The 16,111-nt window shown below is 64.9% G+C and carries 15 protein-coding genes; 12 read left to right on the top strand and 3 right to left on the bottom strand.

The annotated features are described in order from the left end of the window. The first annotated feature begins 11 nt into the window (after positions 1–11). From VFY73_RS24720 to VFY73_RS24705, 4 genes are all read left to right on the top strand, one after another. Positions 12–785 (top strand): SNARE domain-containing protein, encoded by a 774-nt coding sequence (locus VFY73_RS24720; protein WP_329723865.1) that lies wholly within the window; start codon positions 12–14, stop codon positions 783–785. Continuing rightward, entirely contained in the window at positions 782–3,124 is a 2,343-nt protein-coding gene (locus tag VFY73_RS24715; RefSeq protein WP_329723863.1) for a glycosyltransferase, read from the top strand. The genes VFY73_RS24720 and VFY73_RS24715 overlap by 4 nt, the downstream gene beginning before the upstream one ends. 84 nt (positions 3,125–3,208) lie before the next feature. Then, positions 3,209–4,018, top strand: a complete 810-nt coding sequence (locus VFY73_RS24710; protein ID WP_329723861.1) for a hypothetical protein — start codon at positions 3,209–3,211, stop codon at positions 4,016–4,018. A 96-nt stretch (positions 4,019–4,114) separates the two neighbouring features. After that, the gene (locus tag VFY73_RS24705) at positions 4,115–4,852 is read left to right on the top strand and encodes a sulfotransferase domain-containing protein (protein ID WP_329723859.1); all 738 of its coding nucleotides are present in this window, start codon (positions 4,115–4,117) and stop codon (positions 4,850–4,852) included. 163 nt (positions 4,853–5,015) lie between these two features. Here VFY73_RS24705 and VFY73_RS24700 read toward each other — a convergent pair whose 3' ends face one another. Beyond that, on the bottom strand, positions 5,016–5,726 hold the full coding sequence (locus VFY73_RS24700; protein ID WP_329723857.1) for a sulfotransferase family 2 domain-containing protein: 711 nt from the start codon (positions 5,724–5,726) through the stop codon (positions 5,016–5,018). 74 nt (positions 5,727–5,800) lie between these two features. On the opposite strand from VFY73_RS24700, the gene VFY73_RS24695 reads away from it, so the two are divergent. Next, positions 5,801–6,493 carry a sulfotransferase family 2 domain-containing protein gene (locus VFY73_RS24695; protein ID WP_329723855.1) on the top strand — a complete coding sequence of 231 codons (693 nt, stop codon included), beginning with the start codon at positions 5,801–5,803 and terminating at the stop codon, positions 6,491–6,493. Positions 6,494–6,605: 112 nt separating this feature from the next. Continuing rightward, positions 6,606–7,535, top strand: a complete 930-nt coding sequence (locus tag VFY73_RS24690) for a sulfotransferase (protein ID WP_329723853.1) — start codon at positions 6,606–6,608, stop codon at positions 7,533–7,535. A gap of 78 nt (positions 7,536–7,613) precedes the next feature. Here VFY73_RS24690 and VFY73_RS24685 read toward each other — a convergent pair whose 3' ends face one another. Continuing rightward, entirely contained in the window at positions 7,614–8,942 is a 1,329-nt protein-coding gene (locus VFY73_RS24685; protein WP_329723851.1) for a hypothetical protein, read from the bottom strand. A gap of 3 nt (positions 8,943–8,945) precedes the next feature. Between VFY73_RS24685 and VFY73_RS24680 the strand changes: the two genes are divergently transcribed. Beyond that, on the top strand, positions 8,946–9,524 hold the full coding sequence (locus VFY73_RS24680) for a sulfotransferase family 2 domain-containing protein (protein WP_329723849.1): 579 nt from the start codon (positions 8,946–8,948) through the stop codon (positions 9,522–9,524). Positions 9,525–9,620: 96 nt separating this feature from the next. Here the strand turns inward: VFY73_RS24680 and VFY73_RS24675 are convergent, their stop codons facing one another. Beyond that, entirely contained in the window at positions 9,621–10,610 is a 990-nt protein-coding gene (locus tag VFY73_RS24675) for a hypothetical protein (protein WP_329723847.1), read from the bottom strand. Between the two features lie 282 nt (positions 10,611–10,892). Here VFY73_RS24675 and VFY73_RS24670 point away from each other — a divergent pair, with 282 nt between their 5' ends. From VFY73_RS24670 to VFY73_RS24650, 5 genes are all read left to right on the top strand, one after another. Continuing rightward, positions 10,893–11,726, top strand: coding sequence for a hypothetical protein (locus VFY73_RS24670; RefSeq protein WP_329723845.1), 834 nt, complete (start codon positions 10,893–10,895; stop codon positions 11,724–11,726). A gap of 121 nt (positions 11,727–11,847) precedes the next feature. Beyond that, positions 11,848–12,885 carry an EpsD family peptidyl-prolyl cis-trans isomerase gene (locus tag VFY73_RS24665; RefSeq protein WP_329723843.1) on the top strand — a complete coding sequence of 346 codons (1,038 nt, stop codon included), beginning with the start codon at positions 11,848–11,850 and terminating at the stop codon, positions 12,883–12,885. Between the two features lie 8 nt (positions 12,886–12,893). After that, positions 12,894–13,757 (top strand): polysaccharide export protein EpsE, encoded by an 864-nt coding sequence (epsE, locus tag VFY73_RS24660; protein ID WP_329723841.1) that lies wholly within the window; start codon positions 12,894–12,896, stop codon positions 13,755–13,757. Positions 13,758–13,778: 21 nt separating this feature from the next. After that, positions 13,779–15,203: a chain length determinant protein EpsF gene (gene epsF / locus VFY73_RS24655; RefSeq protein WP_329723839.1), complete on the top strand. Its 1,425-nt coding sequence runs from the start codon at positions 13,779–13,781 to the stop codon at positions 15,201–15,203. Beyond that, positions 15,200–16,111, top strand: a complete 912-nt coding sequence (locus VFY73_RS24650) for a polysaccharide biosynthesis tyrosine autokinase (protein WP_329723837.1) — start codon at positions 15,200–15,202, stop codon at positions 16,109–16,111. Before epsF ends, VFY73_RS24650 begins: the two co-directional genes overlap by 4 nt.

The following is a 16,111-nucleotide window of genomic DNA, read 5'->3' as shown; positions in this document are numbered from 1 at the left end:
CAGGCCCGAACATGAGCGAACAAGACAAGGCGGTCCGGTTGAAGACGCTGGCGCGTGAGATCCGTGACGAGCTGGGCGAGCACAACGTGCTCGATGCGCTGGCGCGCGAGCTGGCCGCAGGCCGGATGGCGCTGGCCGAACTGACGAGCGAGCTGGGCGCGATGCGCCAGGAGATGGACGCCATCAAGCTGGTCCAGAGGAGCCGCGACATCCTGCTGCCGCAGGCCCGCACCCAGTATGCCGGGCGCCGCAAGGCGGTGATCGAGGCTGGCATGCCGATGCCGTCCGAACGCGGCTTCTATGGCCTGGAGCGCGATGGCGTCGGCAATCCCTTCCGCTGGACCGGCCCGAGCGCGGCGTTCCACTTCGACTTCCACCTCGACCGTTCGGTGCCGCTGCGCTTCGTGCTGCAGATGCCGTTGTGGGGTGCCGAGCATGCGCAGGGGCTGCGCGCCACCAGCGACGACGTGACGCTGCCGCTGTCGAAGCGTCCGGGGCACCGGGTTCTCGACTTCGAAGGCGTGCTGCTGCCGCGCGAATCGCTCGGCGTGACCCGCCTGACCTTCATTGCCGAACACCTCAGCACCGTGCCGTCGAACGAAGACGAAACCGCGACGCGGCAGCTGGGCGTGCCCTTCCTGCGCCTGAGCATCAGCGAAATCAGCGAGACCGAATTCGCCGAATGGCTGAAGTCGGTCGAGCCCGGGCCGGCCGATGCGGCCGCGAACAAGGTCAACAAGCCCGCTGCGGCAGCGGCTGCAGGCGCTGCCAGCCCCGCCCCATGAACCGCCGCGCAGAGGCTTTGTCCACCCGAGCCACTGGTCCGGTCAGCGGGCTCTTGGGCTTGCCGGCCGCGGACCCGCATGCTGCGCTGCATGCCGAACTGATGGCCCGCCTCGCCGAGCCCGAGGTCAGCCTGCTGGGTGCGGACATCCTGGTGCTGTCGCCAACCCCCACCGCACCGACGGATCAGGGCAACCGCAAGCGCATCTACGCTGTCTGCCGCGAGCTCCAGCGCCGCGGCGCCCGGATCCACTTCGTTTTCTATCCGCAGGAGTGGTGGTTCGACTACCTGCCCGACGACCTGGTGCGTGAGATGGCCGACCAGTGGGACAGCTTCCACCTGCTGCCCGCGACCCGCCACACCTACACCAAGCCCGAGGGCGCGGACTACAAGATCGACGAGTGGTGGGACGACTCGATCCGCGACTACCTGCAGTGGCTGTTCAAGCGCAACCGCTTTGACGCGTTCATCGTCAACTACGCCTACATGAGCAAGGCGTTCGAGTACGCGCCGGCGAACACGCTGAAGATTCTCGACACCCACGACAAGTTCACCGGCCGCCGCCAACTGCTGGACGACAACGGCATCGCGCCCGAGTTCTTCTACACGACGGAAGACCAGGAAGCGATCGCGATGAACCGCGCGCAGCTGGTCTGGGCCATCAAGGACGAAGAAGCCGAGTTCTACCGCAGCATCAGCAGCACGCCGTGCATCACGATGCCGCACATCGAGCCGGAGCATCGCGTGCCGCGTGTTCGCCGGCCCGAGGACGAAAACCGGCTGGTAATCGGCATGCTCGGTTCGGGCAATGCGATCAACGTCAACAATGCGCGCGCGTTCGTCAAGGTCGCGTTGCCGATCCTGGCACGGCGTGAAGCGCCGGTCGTGATCCGTTTCGTCGGCGCGATGTGCAGCCGGCTGCCCGACCTCGAAGGCATCCCGGGCGTCGAGTTGGTGGGCCCGGTCGATTCGACCGATGAGTTCTACCGCGATGTCGATCTGGTCATCGTGCCGCTGGCGTTCTCCACCGGCTTGAAGATCAAGGCGGTCGAGGCCTTTGCCACCGGCATGCCGCTGGTCGCGATGGGCCATGCGCTGGAGGGCATCCCGACCCGGCACCCGTGGCACAAGTGCGAGACGATGGAAGAGGTCGCCGAGGTCTGCTGCGACATTGCCTTCGATCGCCAGCTGCTGATGGGCCTGACCGAAACGACGACCCGCACCTATGCGCTGGTGCGGGCCCAGGCCAAGATCGCCTTCGACGACACGCTGCGTCGTTTGACCAACCACCCGACGGTGGTGATGACGGTCGACCGCAGCTTCTTCGAGCTCGATTCGCCGTACCGCGAACACATCTTTCAGACCGTCAACCTGATGCGCCACCTGGCCCAGGTGGTGCTGTACTTCGACCAGCCATTGCCGACCAGCCAGAACGCGTTGTTCGAGGCTTTCCACGGCATGTCGACGCATTGCAAGCTGGCGATTGCCCCGGGGCTGGAGCCGGCCAACGGCCGCTCGCTGGGCCTGCCCAGTGCGCAGGCCAGCTTGCAGGATGTGCTGGCCGCCTACGGCCGCGCGACGCTTTGGGTGACGCGGGTCTGCCCCGAGATGCTGACGCTGGGCAAGCAGCCGGCGCGCCTGCCGCTGTTCGTGCGCCTGGACGTGGTGCGCATGTTCCAGCCGTCGATGTTGGGCACCGCGATGGCGCACCTGACGGCCCAGTTCCACGAGACCACGCTGATCGACAGCCACCCGCTGTCGGCCCCGGTGCCGGCCGCAGAGCATGCCCGCTTCGTCACCGTGCCGTTCTGGCGCTGGCGGCCGTGGCTGCTGAATGCCGAGGGCGGTCCGCAGCGCGTGCTGCTGTTGGCACGGGCCGACCAGGTGGAGCTGGCCGATGTGCTGGTCGATGCGCTGGACAAGTTCCATCCCGAATGGGCACCGGCCCGGGTGGTGGTCGGCGAGTGCGATACCAAGGTGCCGCCGCCGGCCGAGCCGCTGCACCGGGAGCGTCTGCACATCGGCACCATGCTGGGTCGTTTCCGCCTGATGCGGCCGTTGCCGCTGGCGGTGCTCGACCTGAGCGGCGATGCGCCGGAGTTCGAGGTGTTCCGCGAAACGTTCCGCCGGGCCCAGGTGCCGGTGATCCAGCCCGAGCAAGGCGACGGCAACCCTGAGCAGATCAGCCTGTGGCAACTCACCGATCTGGTGATGACGCTGGGCGAGAATCTTGCTCGCTGGAGCGCGCAGGCTCAGCGCGAAGAGAAGGCGCGCTATGGCAGCGACGCCGGCTGGAACCACATCTGGAAGTCGATGTCGGTCAAAAACGTGCTGTGGTAGCACACGCGTAAACTTCACACCCGGCCTCCTGGGCCGTTGTACCCCTTGTCCTTTTTTCCCAGTCGCCATCAGGAGCGCCCCCGCATGAAGCAAAAAGACCGTCCGGCCCATGAAGTGATCCGTGAAGAGGACCTGGGCCGCATCGTGTTTTTCATGGGCGGCGTGCGCTCAGGCACCACGGTGTTTCGTCGCATGCTGGCCTCGCACCCGCGCGTTCGCGACCGCGGCGAGATCTTCAACTCGAACAACCCGCAAGGCTTCTTCAAGTACTTCCGCGAGCAGATCGCGACCGATCCTGACATGGTGTTCCCGGAGCACCAGAACAAGATCTTCCTGTCCTACATCGCGTCCTTGGTGCCCAAGGACCAAGACGGCATTGCATTGCTGGACATCAAGTACGAGCACCTGAACCTGGTGCACGACGCCTGGCAGTTGCCGTTCACGAACCCGCCGATGCTGCGCCTGATCAAGCGCAGCCAGCTGAAGGTGGTGCACCTGCGTCGGCAGCACTTCTATTCGGTGTTGTCCAACCTGGTGGCGGTGCAGACCGGCCGTTACCACAAGCCGGCGGACGACTCGTCGAAGCTGCCCGAGAAGCGGCCGGTGGCTGTCGAGCGCGCGCTGGTGCTGTCGTCGATGAAGAAGCGCAAGCGTGCCGCCGACACCGTCGACAGCTCGTTCGAAGATGGCCAACGGCTGTCGCTCGACTATGAAGGTGTCTTCGACGATGCCGGCGACTTCCAGCCGGCCGTGTGCGAGCGCCTGGCCGCCTTCCTGGGCGTCGACAATCAGTTCGAGCGCCAACCGGCGTTGAAGAAGGTGATCGACGAGCCGCTGTCGGCGGTGATCACCAACTACGAGGAGATTCGCGACCTGGAGTCTGCGACGCTCTGATAGCCGGGCACCGGCGGTGGCGCATAGCCGCCGACCGGTCGCTTGTCCCGTCCATCTGCCTTGCTTGAGGCGCGCGCGGCGCGCCACCGTTGTCCGATGAAACCACCGCTGATCGTCGTCTGCACCCATCACAAGACCGGTTCGGTCTGGATGGCCAACATCTTCCGTGCGCTCAAGCGCCATGAGAAGCTGCACCTTCATTCGAAGGCGCAGGCTGAGCTGCCGCCCAACACCGACATCTTTCTGCAAGACCACAGCAAGGTGGACCTGAAAGCGTTGCAGTCGCGCTTCGCAGGCCGTGGTGTGCGTGCCGTGCACGTCATCCGTGACCCGCGCGACGTGATCATCTCGGGCTGCTTCTATCACGTGAAGACAGTCGAGAAGTGGGCCAACAATCCGAAGAAGGAATACGGCGGCAAGTCCTATCGCCAGGCGATCAGCGCGCTGGGCAGTGACCACGAGAAGCTGCTGTTCGAGATGGACCATGCCGGTGGCAAGACCATTCGCGAAATGGTGGGCTGGGACTACAACCAGAAAGATGTCTGCTTCGAAGCCCGCTACGAAGAGTTGATCGTCGATCGTGAACTGAAGCTGTTCAAGCCGATGATGGAGTTCCTCGGCTACGAGGGTGAGCGGCTCGAGACGGCGCTGAAGTTCGTGCGTGAACTGTCGCTGTTCGGTGGCGCCGCGGGCAGCGATCCGGCCGACCACATCCGCTCCGGCGAGGGTCGGCAATGGGTCAACGTCTTCACCCCCGAACTGAAGGCCGCATTCAAGCAGCGCTTCCCTGATGCGCTGCAGCGCTTGGGTTACGAGGCCGGCACCGAATGGTGATGCCCGCCCGGCGGCTTCGGCCGCTGACCGTCTGATGCAAGAACGGCCGCTTCACAGCGGCCGTGTTTTCATTCGGCGTGGCCGGTGATCGGCCTCTTCGATTGGCTGCCGCGCCGCCCTGCTGCCGTGTCAGGCGTCGCGAACGCGGCGGGCAGGCTCGGCTTCACTCTGCCGAGTAGCCGAACAAAGCGAAGTCGCGTGCGAATCGGTCTTGCACCGTCGACAGCGCGAGCGACGACAGTTCGTGCGATGACTTCTTCTCGTGGCTCGAGTTGCGAACCTCGAGAGGCACGGTGACTTCGAGCTTCTCGCAAATGTGGGTGAAGTCCTGCTCGATCGACTCGACCTTGCCGACGAAATCGACGATCAACTCGCCTTGTGCATTGCAGACGCTTTGCCACTGCGGTTGGGCGCCGGCATCGGCCCAGGTCAGGGGGTGCAGCGCGAAGTCGCTGAACGACTTGGACTCGAGCGCGGCGGCCACGGCCTTGTAGCGAAACGGCGGGCGGTCCGGCCACTTTCCGTTTGCGTCGAAATTGCGGCGCTCGTCGTCCGTCAACTCGGCATCATGCGCGAGCTTCAAGGCGTACGAGTAGAGCGAATGCAGACGGTCGACAGGGTGCCGCACGAACGCGAACTTGAAGAACTTCGCGTACATCGGATCACCCAGAAAGCCCCGCGCTTCAAGCGCCGTGCTGTGCTTGTTCAAGCCGATCGAACGCTTGAAGAACTCCTGGTATTTTTCGCCGCTCTTGGTGGACCCCAGAACGATGTCGTTGTGCTTCAGCGACTTGGCCAGTGCGACTTCGATGCTGGTGCCTGCGCACTTGTGGATGTGAACGAAAACGTAGCGCTTGTTGAGTGAAATGATCATCGATGTTTCTTTCGCACGCATCGCGTCGCCATGCAGTCGGTATTATCTGCGACTGCACATTGGAGCCGAGACCTGTGATCGTCAACCATACCCACAAATTCATCTTCGTTCACGTCCCCAAGTCCGCGGGTACTTCGGTCACCGAGCTCTTCAGCCAGTACAGCAGCTACCGTGACCTCGAGGTCGGCGGCACGGCGTTGGGCGAGGCCTTGCAGAACGAATTCAAGAAGCGCTTCGGCCTGACCAAGCACGCCACGGCGGGCGAGATCCGCGCCATCGTGGGGCCTGAACTGTGGAACGCGTTCTACTCGTTCGGCATCGTTCGCAATCCCTATGCGCGCGCGCAAAGCACCTTCCATTTCATGAAGCGCTGGCGCGGCAACAAGGAGATGGACCGCCTGAAGTTCATCGAGAACATGCCGGACTTCCGCAGCTTTGCAGTGTCGCCCAAGCTCAAGCGCAAGCAGTACCACCGGCTGCTTTGGTCGCAGACACAATGGCTGTGCGACGAGAGTGGCAAGCTGCTGGTCGATCAAGTCGGCCACCTGGAGTCACTCGACGATGATCTGGAGCGTGTTCAGCAGGCCATTCCGGGGCTGCCGGAGCGCCCCAAACAAGCGCTGTCCGCACCAAAGCGGAACAAGAGCGACGCCGACGATCAGGCGCTGCAGCAACTGCTGCGCGATGAGCCCGAGGTGGAGCAGGCCTTGTACGAGGCCTACCAGGACGACTTCGAGACCTTCGGATACCCTCGATTCAAACCTTGAGGGGTGCCGCGAGGGCGCAGTTCCCACTGCGCTCTGCACCCATCTGACGGGTGAACGGTGCCACCGCAAGGTGGCACCACTGTTTTCAACTTTCTACAATTGGTAGCACGCCATGCGCACCATGCTTCAACGCCTGTCGGGCAAGCCGCACACGGAGCCCGCCGCCAAGTTTGATCTGGCCGAACTGCGACGTTGGTGCGAACAAAGCCGGCCGATCTTCATCGTCGGGTTGGCCCGTTCCGGCACCTCGATGCTGCAGGTGGCATTCGCACAGCATCCGACGATGTTCGACATCGCCAACTGCCGCGAAACCTTCATCTTCCTGCGCCCGCGACAGCCTTACGTCGACCCGATCCACTTTCCGACCCGGGCCTATCTCAAGGGGCGGCCCAACCTGATGGCGCTGCGCGAATGGATCGAGCCGTACGAGGAAGAGTTCGGTGAGCTGTCCGAAGCCGATTCGATTCGAGCGTTCTTCTACTTCGCCGGCAACTCTGTCTACCCCGGTCGCCATCCGTTGGAAAAGACGCCCGGCCACCTGCGAAAGCTGGAACTGATCTTCGAGATCTTCCCGCGGGCCAAGATCCTGGTTTGCAGCCGAGATCCGGTGGACGTGATGGCGTCGTACCGCAAGCGCCTGGCCAAGGCCCAATCGGACGGGGAGCCGCCCGAGAAGACCGGTTGGCTGGACAAGGGCGTCGACGAGATGATCGGCGTGTTCGAGCGTTTCACCAAGCTCGTCAACGACGCGATCCCCGCGCACGGCAAGGACATGTTCATGGCGCCGTACGACTGGCTGATCGATTCGCCGAAGGAGTCCATCCAGACGATCTGCCAGTTTGCCGAGATGGATTTCGTGCCGACGATGATCGCGTCGGAGGCCACCGGCAGCAAGGCCGAGGGCAAATCGGAAAAGGCGCATGCCATCCAGAAGCGCGCCTCTGACGCTCACAAGGTGCTGACGGCCGAAGAGATCGAACGGATCCAGAAGGCGTGCGCGCCCTGGCTGACTCAATGGAGCACGCCTGGCGTGCTCGGCTGACCGGGCAGGTCACGCAGAGCCAGCACAACGGCCGCTGAGCAGCGGCCGTCTGAGCTTGCGGGGCGGCGCCTGAGCGCCCTATTCGTCGATATCGTCGTCGTCTTCGGGCTTGGCCTTGGCCGCCTTCGCGGGCTTGGGCGACTTGGCCGTGCCCGCCTTGCCGGCTTTGGCCTTGGTGGGTTTCACCTTGGCTTCGGCGCGGGCAGGGTTGGGCTTCGCGGTGGTCTTGCCGCCCGCTTCACCTAGCGCAGCCTTCTTGGCTTGCCGCTTTTCCCGCGCCAGGCGCTTTTGTTCCTTCTCAGCCTTGGTGAGCTTGGTGCCTTCGGCCTGCTCCGTCTTGGTCTTGTTCTTGCCGGGCTTGCGACCGAAAGTCTCGGCGTCGGCCACGGTCGACGGAGCGGTATAGCCAAACAGCTTGCTGACCAGTTCGTCGCGCTTGGCCACCATGCGCAGGCTGGGCACGTCGTAAAAGCGCTGGATGGCCTTGGCGGCCGCCGCGCCGCGGTCCTTCAGCGCCTCGACGGCGGCCTGCTGCTCATCAGTCAACCGGATGCCCAGCGTGGTCAACACCTGAAGCAGGTCCGTACCCACCGACTCGGCGCGAATGAAATGCGAGGTGATGGCGTTGGCCGCCCCCAAAGCCTCCAGTGCTTCGAGGCTGTCGATCGACTTGTCGATGTTTTCGCCGCCACGCACGAAGCCCGTGAACAGGTGATAGGTCATCAGCCCGGCCAGCTTGCTGATCGGCGATCCGGCGTAGCCCGGATCCACCAGACGGCGGATCGCGCGGCTGGTCAACACGGCCTTCAGCCACTCGTGGAACGCTTCCGGGTTGTCGGCATCGGCGTACCAGGTCTTCCTGGCGTGGTCGGCGTTCCAGCCGTCGGGAATGTCAAGCGCACCGGGCCGTGAGCCCTCTTTGACCGGGCGATTGGCGCGCCGCGCCTGCAACTGGTCCCAACGCTCCTGATCGGTCAGGCGCTTGTGGATGTCGCCCTTGCCGGCACAACCCAACTGCCATTGGGCCAGGTACCAGGTCAGCGGGTTGCAGACATAACCGACGATCGGCTTGCCTGTTGCCACCAGCTCATCGGCGTAGCCGGCGTGCTTGCCGCTGGTTTCTCCGCCCACGAAATCCCCTAGAAGTTTCTTCAAGCGGGAGGAGCCGGTTTTGTGAAGTTCAACGAGAATCAGTTTGTCGGAAGTAAGCATGGTGTGCGCTGGTTCCCTCGTCGTGGCCGGCGAAGTATAGGGGGCCAAGGTCCAGTGCAAAGCCAGCTCCGGCAGAGAAACCGAGGAGTTGCTGTGGCTGTCTACTCGTCTCGTTTCAAGTACATCTTCTTCGCCAACCCTCAGACCGCCAGCAAGGCCATCGCGAAGACGCTGCAGCGCTCGCTCGACGGGCATGCGATGCCCGATTGGGACTTGCGCCGCGACGGCGATCTGCAGATCAAGAAGCACCACGCCACCTGGCAGGACTTGCAGGACGCCGGGCTGATGACGCGCGAGCAGCTTGATGAGCTGTTCAAGTTCACCAGCGTGCGCAACCCCTATGACCTCCTGGTCAGTCGCTATCTCAAGCGCAGGGGGCGCTTCGTCAACGAGCCCAGGAAGTACCGCTGGGCGCAAGAGAACCCGAAGATCAAGGCCAGCATGGATGCGGCGCAGGAGCAGCCCTTTGCCGAATGGATTGCCGGCCAGCTGAAGCGCCACCAGGAGAAGGGCAGCACCATCAAGGGGCCGCTCGAATACCTGGACCATGCGGACTACGTCATCCGCTTCGAGGCCCTGCAGGCCGGCTTCAACGAGGTGCTCAAACGATTGGGTGTCAATGACCCGATCCCCGTCGTTGCCGAGAACGTCACCAGCGAGCGCAAGGAGGGCGCCAAGAAGCGCCACTACACCGAGTTCTACGATGAGGCCAGCCGTGAGCTGGTGGGCCGGGTCTACGCCCCGATCATCGAACGCTTCGGCTACCGGTTCGGCTGATTCCGAGGCATCGGGCGCCTCGGCGGCGGCTCGGGTCGACACAAGAAGAAAGGCGCCCCGTGCGGGCGCCTTGTCAGCTTCTGAAAACCAGCCGGCTCATTCAGCGTCGGCTTCGGCCTTCTTCTTGCCTGCCTTCTTCGGCGTGCGCTTGATCGGGGCATCGAAGAACTCGACGGCGCGCTTCCATAGCGGAACCGACAGCTCGATCGGCTCGGGGCCGTGGCCGGCCTCGGCTGAGTTGTACATCAGCGTCATCACGTGGCCGTCCGGCGATACGCCACCTTCGGGATCGATGTCCCAGCGGCGCCACAGGCCCGGGAAATGACGGTTGATGGTCGTCACGTCCTTGACGTTCTGGCCCACCACCAGGCGGATGTCCTGGCCGCTGGTGTGTGCGTCCTTGAGGGCCGTCAGCGCGTTGAAGCGCCACGGAGTCGTCTGCATCATCTCTTCGTAGTCATCCATCGTCTTGCCGATGGCGCGCATGCCGGCCGCGACGACGCCTTCGCGGTACTTGTCGGGCCGCAGGAACGGGCAGACGGCCACGATTCCTGTCTTGCTGGTGCGACGGCTACCCACCAGGATGGCAGAGGTGCCGCCGGCCGATGAGCCGTACATCGTCACGTTGTCGACCGGCACGCCCAGCTTCGCGCAGAAGACGTCGATCATCGCGTTCAGCTCAGGCACCAGGTCGTCTTCCAGCGTGCCCATGTAGAAGCCGCAGCGTGGCACGTTGGAGTTCCAGTCGATCTCGGTCATCGGATCGCTGATGGCCAGGATGGGCGCCTCGAACAGCGCCTCGAAGTTGCGGCGCGCGAACATGGGGCGCATCGCGCTGGTCGTTTCCTTGCCGCCGGCGCGTGCACCCTGGAAGGTCACCACCAGCTTCTGCGCCGGGCGCAGCGTATTGATCGAGACGTTGACAGTGAACTTGCCCGTCTTGATGCGCATCACGGTGATGGCCTTGGCGGGGATCGTCCAATCGCCTTTCAGATCCACCGTCGTCGCGGCTTCGCGCGTGATTTCGGCGTTGTTGTCCGGCAGATAGGGAATGTCGGAACCCTCATCGGGCACAAGATTAAACATTGATCACTGCTTGTAAGGTTGCGGGGTGGGAGGCGCCTTACCTTAGCTCTACGGCCTTCGGTTCCGGCACAGCGCGAGTGCCATAAAAGTAGCACTTTGATACTAGCACAGCGGGTCTACGCAAGAACAATGCCGTGACCTCCCGATTGTGTGGTGCTTCGCACGCGTTCGGGCAGGCCTGCCGGCTCTCACGTCTCGACTATCATCGCAGCGCCTTTGCACGGCCCCAATGGCCGGGCGTTGGGCTGCTTATCGTTGTTGATTTTCCTGGGACGTGCTTGCATGCTTATTGCCGACAGACTGGTCTTCGTCGAGTTTCGAAATACCGGCGCATCGCATGTCGAGAAGCTGCTGCTGAAGATCGTCGGCGGCGAGGTCGACAACAAGCACAAGGCGCCGCCCGAAGCGGTGCTCGCCAGCGGCCGGCCGATTTTCGGCTCGGTGCGCGATCCCTGGGGCTGGTACCTGTCATTGTGGTCAACCGGCTGTGCGCAGCAAGGGGACCTGTACCAGCGGCTGACCAGCGACAAGGCCTGGGTCAAGGTGACCGAAAAGCTGGAGGCCAACGCGAAAGCCCGCTCCGAGCAGTCGCCCGTCGACCATGTCAAGCGCGTGGTGCTGCCCGAGGACCTGAGCGCCGAGCGCGCCAAGAGCTTCTGGTACGCCGACCCCGAGAACGTCGACGCGTTTCGCGAATGGCTGCGTGTGGTCTGCTCGCTGCAGACGCGGCGCACGGTGGATCCCAACATGGGCAAGTCCCCGATCGGCAAGATCGCCGGCCTGATGACTTACCGCTACTTCAACCTGTATGTGCGCGGCACCGCACAGATGCCCGTGACGGTGGGCACGCAAGAAGGCCTGCGCGCTTTCGAAGCCCAGAACAGCATCGTGCAGCACGTGATCCGGCAGGACAGCCTGACCGAGGATCTGGTCAAGGCGCTGGAGCGTTCGGGCATCGCCCTCAGCGACGAACAGCGCAAGATGATCTATGACACCAAGGCGAGCGGCCGGCCGGCCCGCATCGAGCGCTTCTACGACGAAGCGTCGATGGACCTGGTCGCGCGCCGAGAGAAGTTCTTCATTGAACGCTTCGGTTATCAGCGCCCCCACGTTTGAAGCAGCGCAGCCGGGCCGAGGGGGCCGGGCGTTCGTAGAATCGTCGGCAACCGCCGCCTGTTGCCGGCGCTGCCGGCCCGATCATGGGCGCCGCGCCGCGGAGCCCGGGAGCCGAACCCGCATGATGCGCCGAGACAAGAAACTGCCCCGTGGGGCCCGATGGCTGTTGCTGCCGGCCGCGGTTGGCGTGTTGGTCGGCATGGCCGGCTGTGGCGAGCGCAAGGTCGATGCCACCCAAGTGGCCGCGCGCGTGAACCAGAGCGACATCACCGTCCATCAGGTCAACTTCATGCTGCAGCAGGATCACAGCGTGCGACCGGACCAGCTCGACGCAGCCAGCAAGCGCGTGCTCGAAAGCCTGATCGACCAGGAGCTGGCGGTGCAGAAATCGATCGAGCTCAAACTCGATCGCGACCCGCAGGTGGTCCAGGCCTTGGAAGCTGCGCGCCGCGAAGTGCTGGCGCGAGCCTACAAGGAGCGCGTGACCCAGGGCGTGACCCGCGCCGGCTCGGCGGAGGCGCGCAGCTTCTACGACACGACACCTGCGTTGTTCAAGGAACGCCGGGTCTATTCGCTGCAGGAACTGGTGATCGACGCGCCGGCGGCCAAGCAGGCGTGGGTCGTCGACCGGCTGGCCAAGGCCAAAACGGCCGACGAGTTCGCCGAGGCGCTGAAGGCCGAGGGCCTGCGCTACACCGGCAGCCACGCGGTCAAGCCGGCCGAGCAGTTGCCGATGGGTCTGGTCGATCGCTTCGCCCAGATGAAGGACGGTGAATCGGCCGTGCTGTCCGATGCGCCGAACCTGCGGGTCGTGTTCGTTGCCGCTTCGCGCATCGAGCCGGTCAGTTTCGAGCGTGCCGCCCCGGCGATCGAGCAGTACCTGGCCACGCTGGCCAAGCGCCGTGCGATCGACGACAACCTGAAGGCGCTGCGCACCGCGGCCCAGATCAGCTACCAGGGCAAGTTCGTCGGCGGCCCGGGCGCGGCCGGGGGCCCGGCGGCCTCGGCACCGGCGGCCGGCCTGCCGTCGATGGTTCCGCCGCCTGAAACCTCGCCCGAGCCGGTGCAGATGACCGTGCCAGACGCGGCGCCGCCACCCGCGTCGGCCGGCAGCGGCATGGATCCGAACATAGCCAAGAAAGGGATGGGATTGAAATGAGTGACCAAGTGTCTGTTGCCCGCCGGCCGCTGTCGGCGGCGTCCATATTGGCCGCCTGCTCGGTGAGCTGGGCGCTGGCGAGCGTCGGCCTGGCCCCTGCGGTGGCCGTGGCCCAACCGGTGGCCGAGTCGAAGGCCGAGCAGGAGCAGTACCGCCTCGGGGTCGGCGATGCCGTGCGGATCACCGTCTATCAAAGTCCGGATCTGTCGCTGGAGACCCGCCTGACAGAGGGCGGCGTCATCAGCTACCCGTTGATCGGTGCCATTCGTCTGGGCGGGCTGACCGTCAACGAAGCGGAAGCGGCCCTGGCCAACGCGCTGAAGAAGGGTGACTTCGTCAAGAACCCACAGATCACCGTGATGGTGACCCAGGTGCGCGCCAATCAGGTCAACGTGCTGGGTCAGGTGGGCCGGCCCGGCCGAATCCCGCTCGACGTGGCCGGCATGCGGTTGACCGATGTGATTGCCTTGGCGGGTGGCATTGCCGCCAGTGCCGGCTCCGACACGGTGGTGGTCACCGGAATGCGCAACGGCCAGCCGTTCCGGCGCGAGGTCGATCTGCCGCGCGTCTTCGCGCCGAACGGCCGCAACGAGGACATCGTGATCCAGCCCGGCGACGCGATTTGGGTCGACCGCTACCCGGTGGTCTACCTTTATGGCGAAGTGCAGCGTCCGGGCCAGCTGCGGCTGGAGCGCGGCATGACGGTGATGCAGGCGCTGGCCAGCGCCGGCGGCCTGACGCAGCGCGGAACCCAGCGTGGCCTGCGCGTCAGCCGGCGCGCGGCCAACGGCCAGGTGCAATCGCTTGAACTGTCGCTCGATGATGCGCTCCAAACCGGCGATGTGATCTTCGTCCGCGAAAGCCTGTTCTGAGCCGAACCCGAGCCTGATGCCATGAACCTCGCCAACATCATCGCCGTCTTGCGCGCCCGCTGGCTGCCGGCGGTGCTGGCCTTCGTGCTGGTGCTGGGGGCTGCGGTGGCCTACACGGTGCTCGCGCCCAAGATGTACACGGCCACCGCCACGCTGGTGATCGACATCAAGCCGGACCCGGTGGCCGCCATGCTGTACGGCGGCGCCGCCTCGCCGGCGATGATGAACACCCAGGTCGAGGTGCTGCGCAGTGATCGCGTGGCCTTGCGCGTCGTGCGCAACCTCAAGTTGACGGAAGTGCCCGAGATCCGCAAGCTGTGGGAAAAGGTCAGCAAGGGCGACGGCACGATCGAAGACTGGCTGGTGGATTTCATGCTGCGCAACCTCGATGTGCAGGTGGCCCGCGCCGGCAGCAACGTGGTCAACGTCGCCTACCGCGGCACCGAGCCGCAATTCGTTGCGACGCTGGCCAATGCCTTCGTTCAGGCCTACCTCGAGACGGCGGTCGAGTTGCGGGTCGATCCGGCGCGTGAGTACAGCGGCTTCTTCAGCAAGCAGGTCGACGAGGCACGCGCCGCGCTGGAATCCGCGCAGCAGCACCTGTCAAAGTTCCAGCAGGCCCAGGGCATCATCGCCACCGACGAGCGCTTCGATGTCGAGATGAACCGGCTCAACATGCTGAGCCAGCAACTGGTGTCGATGCAAGCCGTGTCGGGCGAATCGTCGAGCCGGGCCCTGGCGGCCAACGACAACCTCAGCGAGGTGCTGAACAGCCCGGTGCTGGCGCCGCTGAAGGCCGACGTGAGCCGGGCCGAGGCCAGGCTGCGGGAGCTGAATTCCCGCTATGGCGACCAGCACCCGCAGGTGGTCGAAGCACGCAGCACGCTGAATGACCTGAAGAGCCGTCTGGCCGCCGAGACCCGCAACGTCACGGGCAGCGTGTCGGTCAGCGCACGCATCGACCGGGCGCGCGAGGGCCAAGTCCGCGCCAGCCTGGAGGAGCAGAGGGCCAAGGTGCTGCGGATGAAGGAAGTGCGCGACCAGGGCTCGGTGCTGGCGCGCGACGTCGAGAACGCCCAGCGCTCGTACGACCTGTTGCTGAACCGCTTCAACCAGAGCAACCTGGAAAGCCAGAACCGGCAGAGCAACGCCTCGATGCTGGCGCGTGCCACGCCGCCGGGCGCGCCGTCATCGCCCAAGGTGGCGGCCAACCTGCTGATCGGCGTGTTCTTCGGCATCGCCGTCGGCCTGGGCGTGGCCTTCACGCTCGAGCAGCTCGACAAGCGCATCCGCGTGCCGTCCGATGCGGTGACGGCGCTCGGCCTGCCGGTGATCGGCATCCTGCCGACGCCGACCATCGGCCGGCGCATGCGCGTGCAGCTGGCGCAGGCCCAGGACCGCATGATCTCGGGCCGGCGCCTGCCTGCGCCGGGCAAGGGAACATGATGAATCCGAAGGGTGGGCCCAGCGAGGAGCCGGATCTCGAGTCTGTTCAGACGCTCGAGCAGAGCGATCAAAAGGTTCGCGCCATCGGCGAGCTGATCCGCGACGCGCGCAACCTCAGCGCCGAGGATGTCGAGCGCATCAGCAAGTACCAGCGCGAGCACAAGATGCGCTTTGGCGAGGCGGCGATCGCCCTGGGGCTGGCGAACGCCGAAGACGTGCTTTTCGCGCTGTCGCAGCAGTTCCAGTACGCCTACGGTGATGAGGACCGGCGGCGGGCCAACCCCGAGCTGGTCGCGCTGACCCAGCCTTTCGGCCACCAGGCCGAGGCCTTCCGCGCAATCCGCAGCCAGATCCTGCTGCGCACCCATTCGGAAGACGAGACCCAGCGCCGTGCGCTGGCAATCGTCAGCCCCGATACCGGTGACGGCAAGACCTATTTCTGCGCCAACCTTGCGGTCGCTTTGGCCCAGCTGGGCGCCAAGGTGCTGGTGGTCGATGCCGACATGCGTGGCGCACGCATGCACCAGATCTTCGGTATCGACAACTCGCGCGGCCTGTCGAACCTGCTGGCGGGCCGCGGTGGCAAGAACGTGGTCAAGGCGGTTACCGACGTACCCAACCTGTGGGTCATCCCGGTCGGCGTGCAGCCGCCCAACCCGCTGGAGCTGGTCGAAGGGCCGGCGTTCGGCTTGCTGCTGCGCGAGCTGACCTCCAAGTTCGACCACGTGCTGATCGACACGCCGGCCGCCGTCTTCGGCAGTGACGGCGTGGTCATTGCCGCCCGCTGCGGCGCGGCGCTGGTGGTCGCGCGGCGCAATGCCAGCAAGGTGGCCAAGCTGCAGGACCTCGTGGTTTCGCTGCAGGCCGGGCAGTCACGCCTGGCCGGCGTGGTGATGAACGAGTTCTGA

It is taken from the genome of Ideonella sp. (genome assembly GCF_036277275.1).
Taxonomy (GTDB): Bacteria; Pseudomonadota; Gammaproteobacteria; order Burkholderiales; family Burkholderiaceae_C; genus Ideonella.
This window is presented reverse-complemented; position numbering and strand designations above follow the sequence as displayed.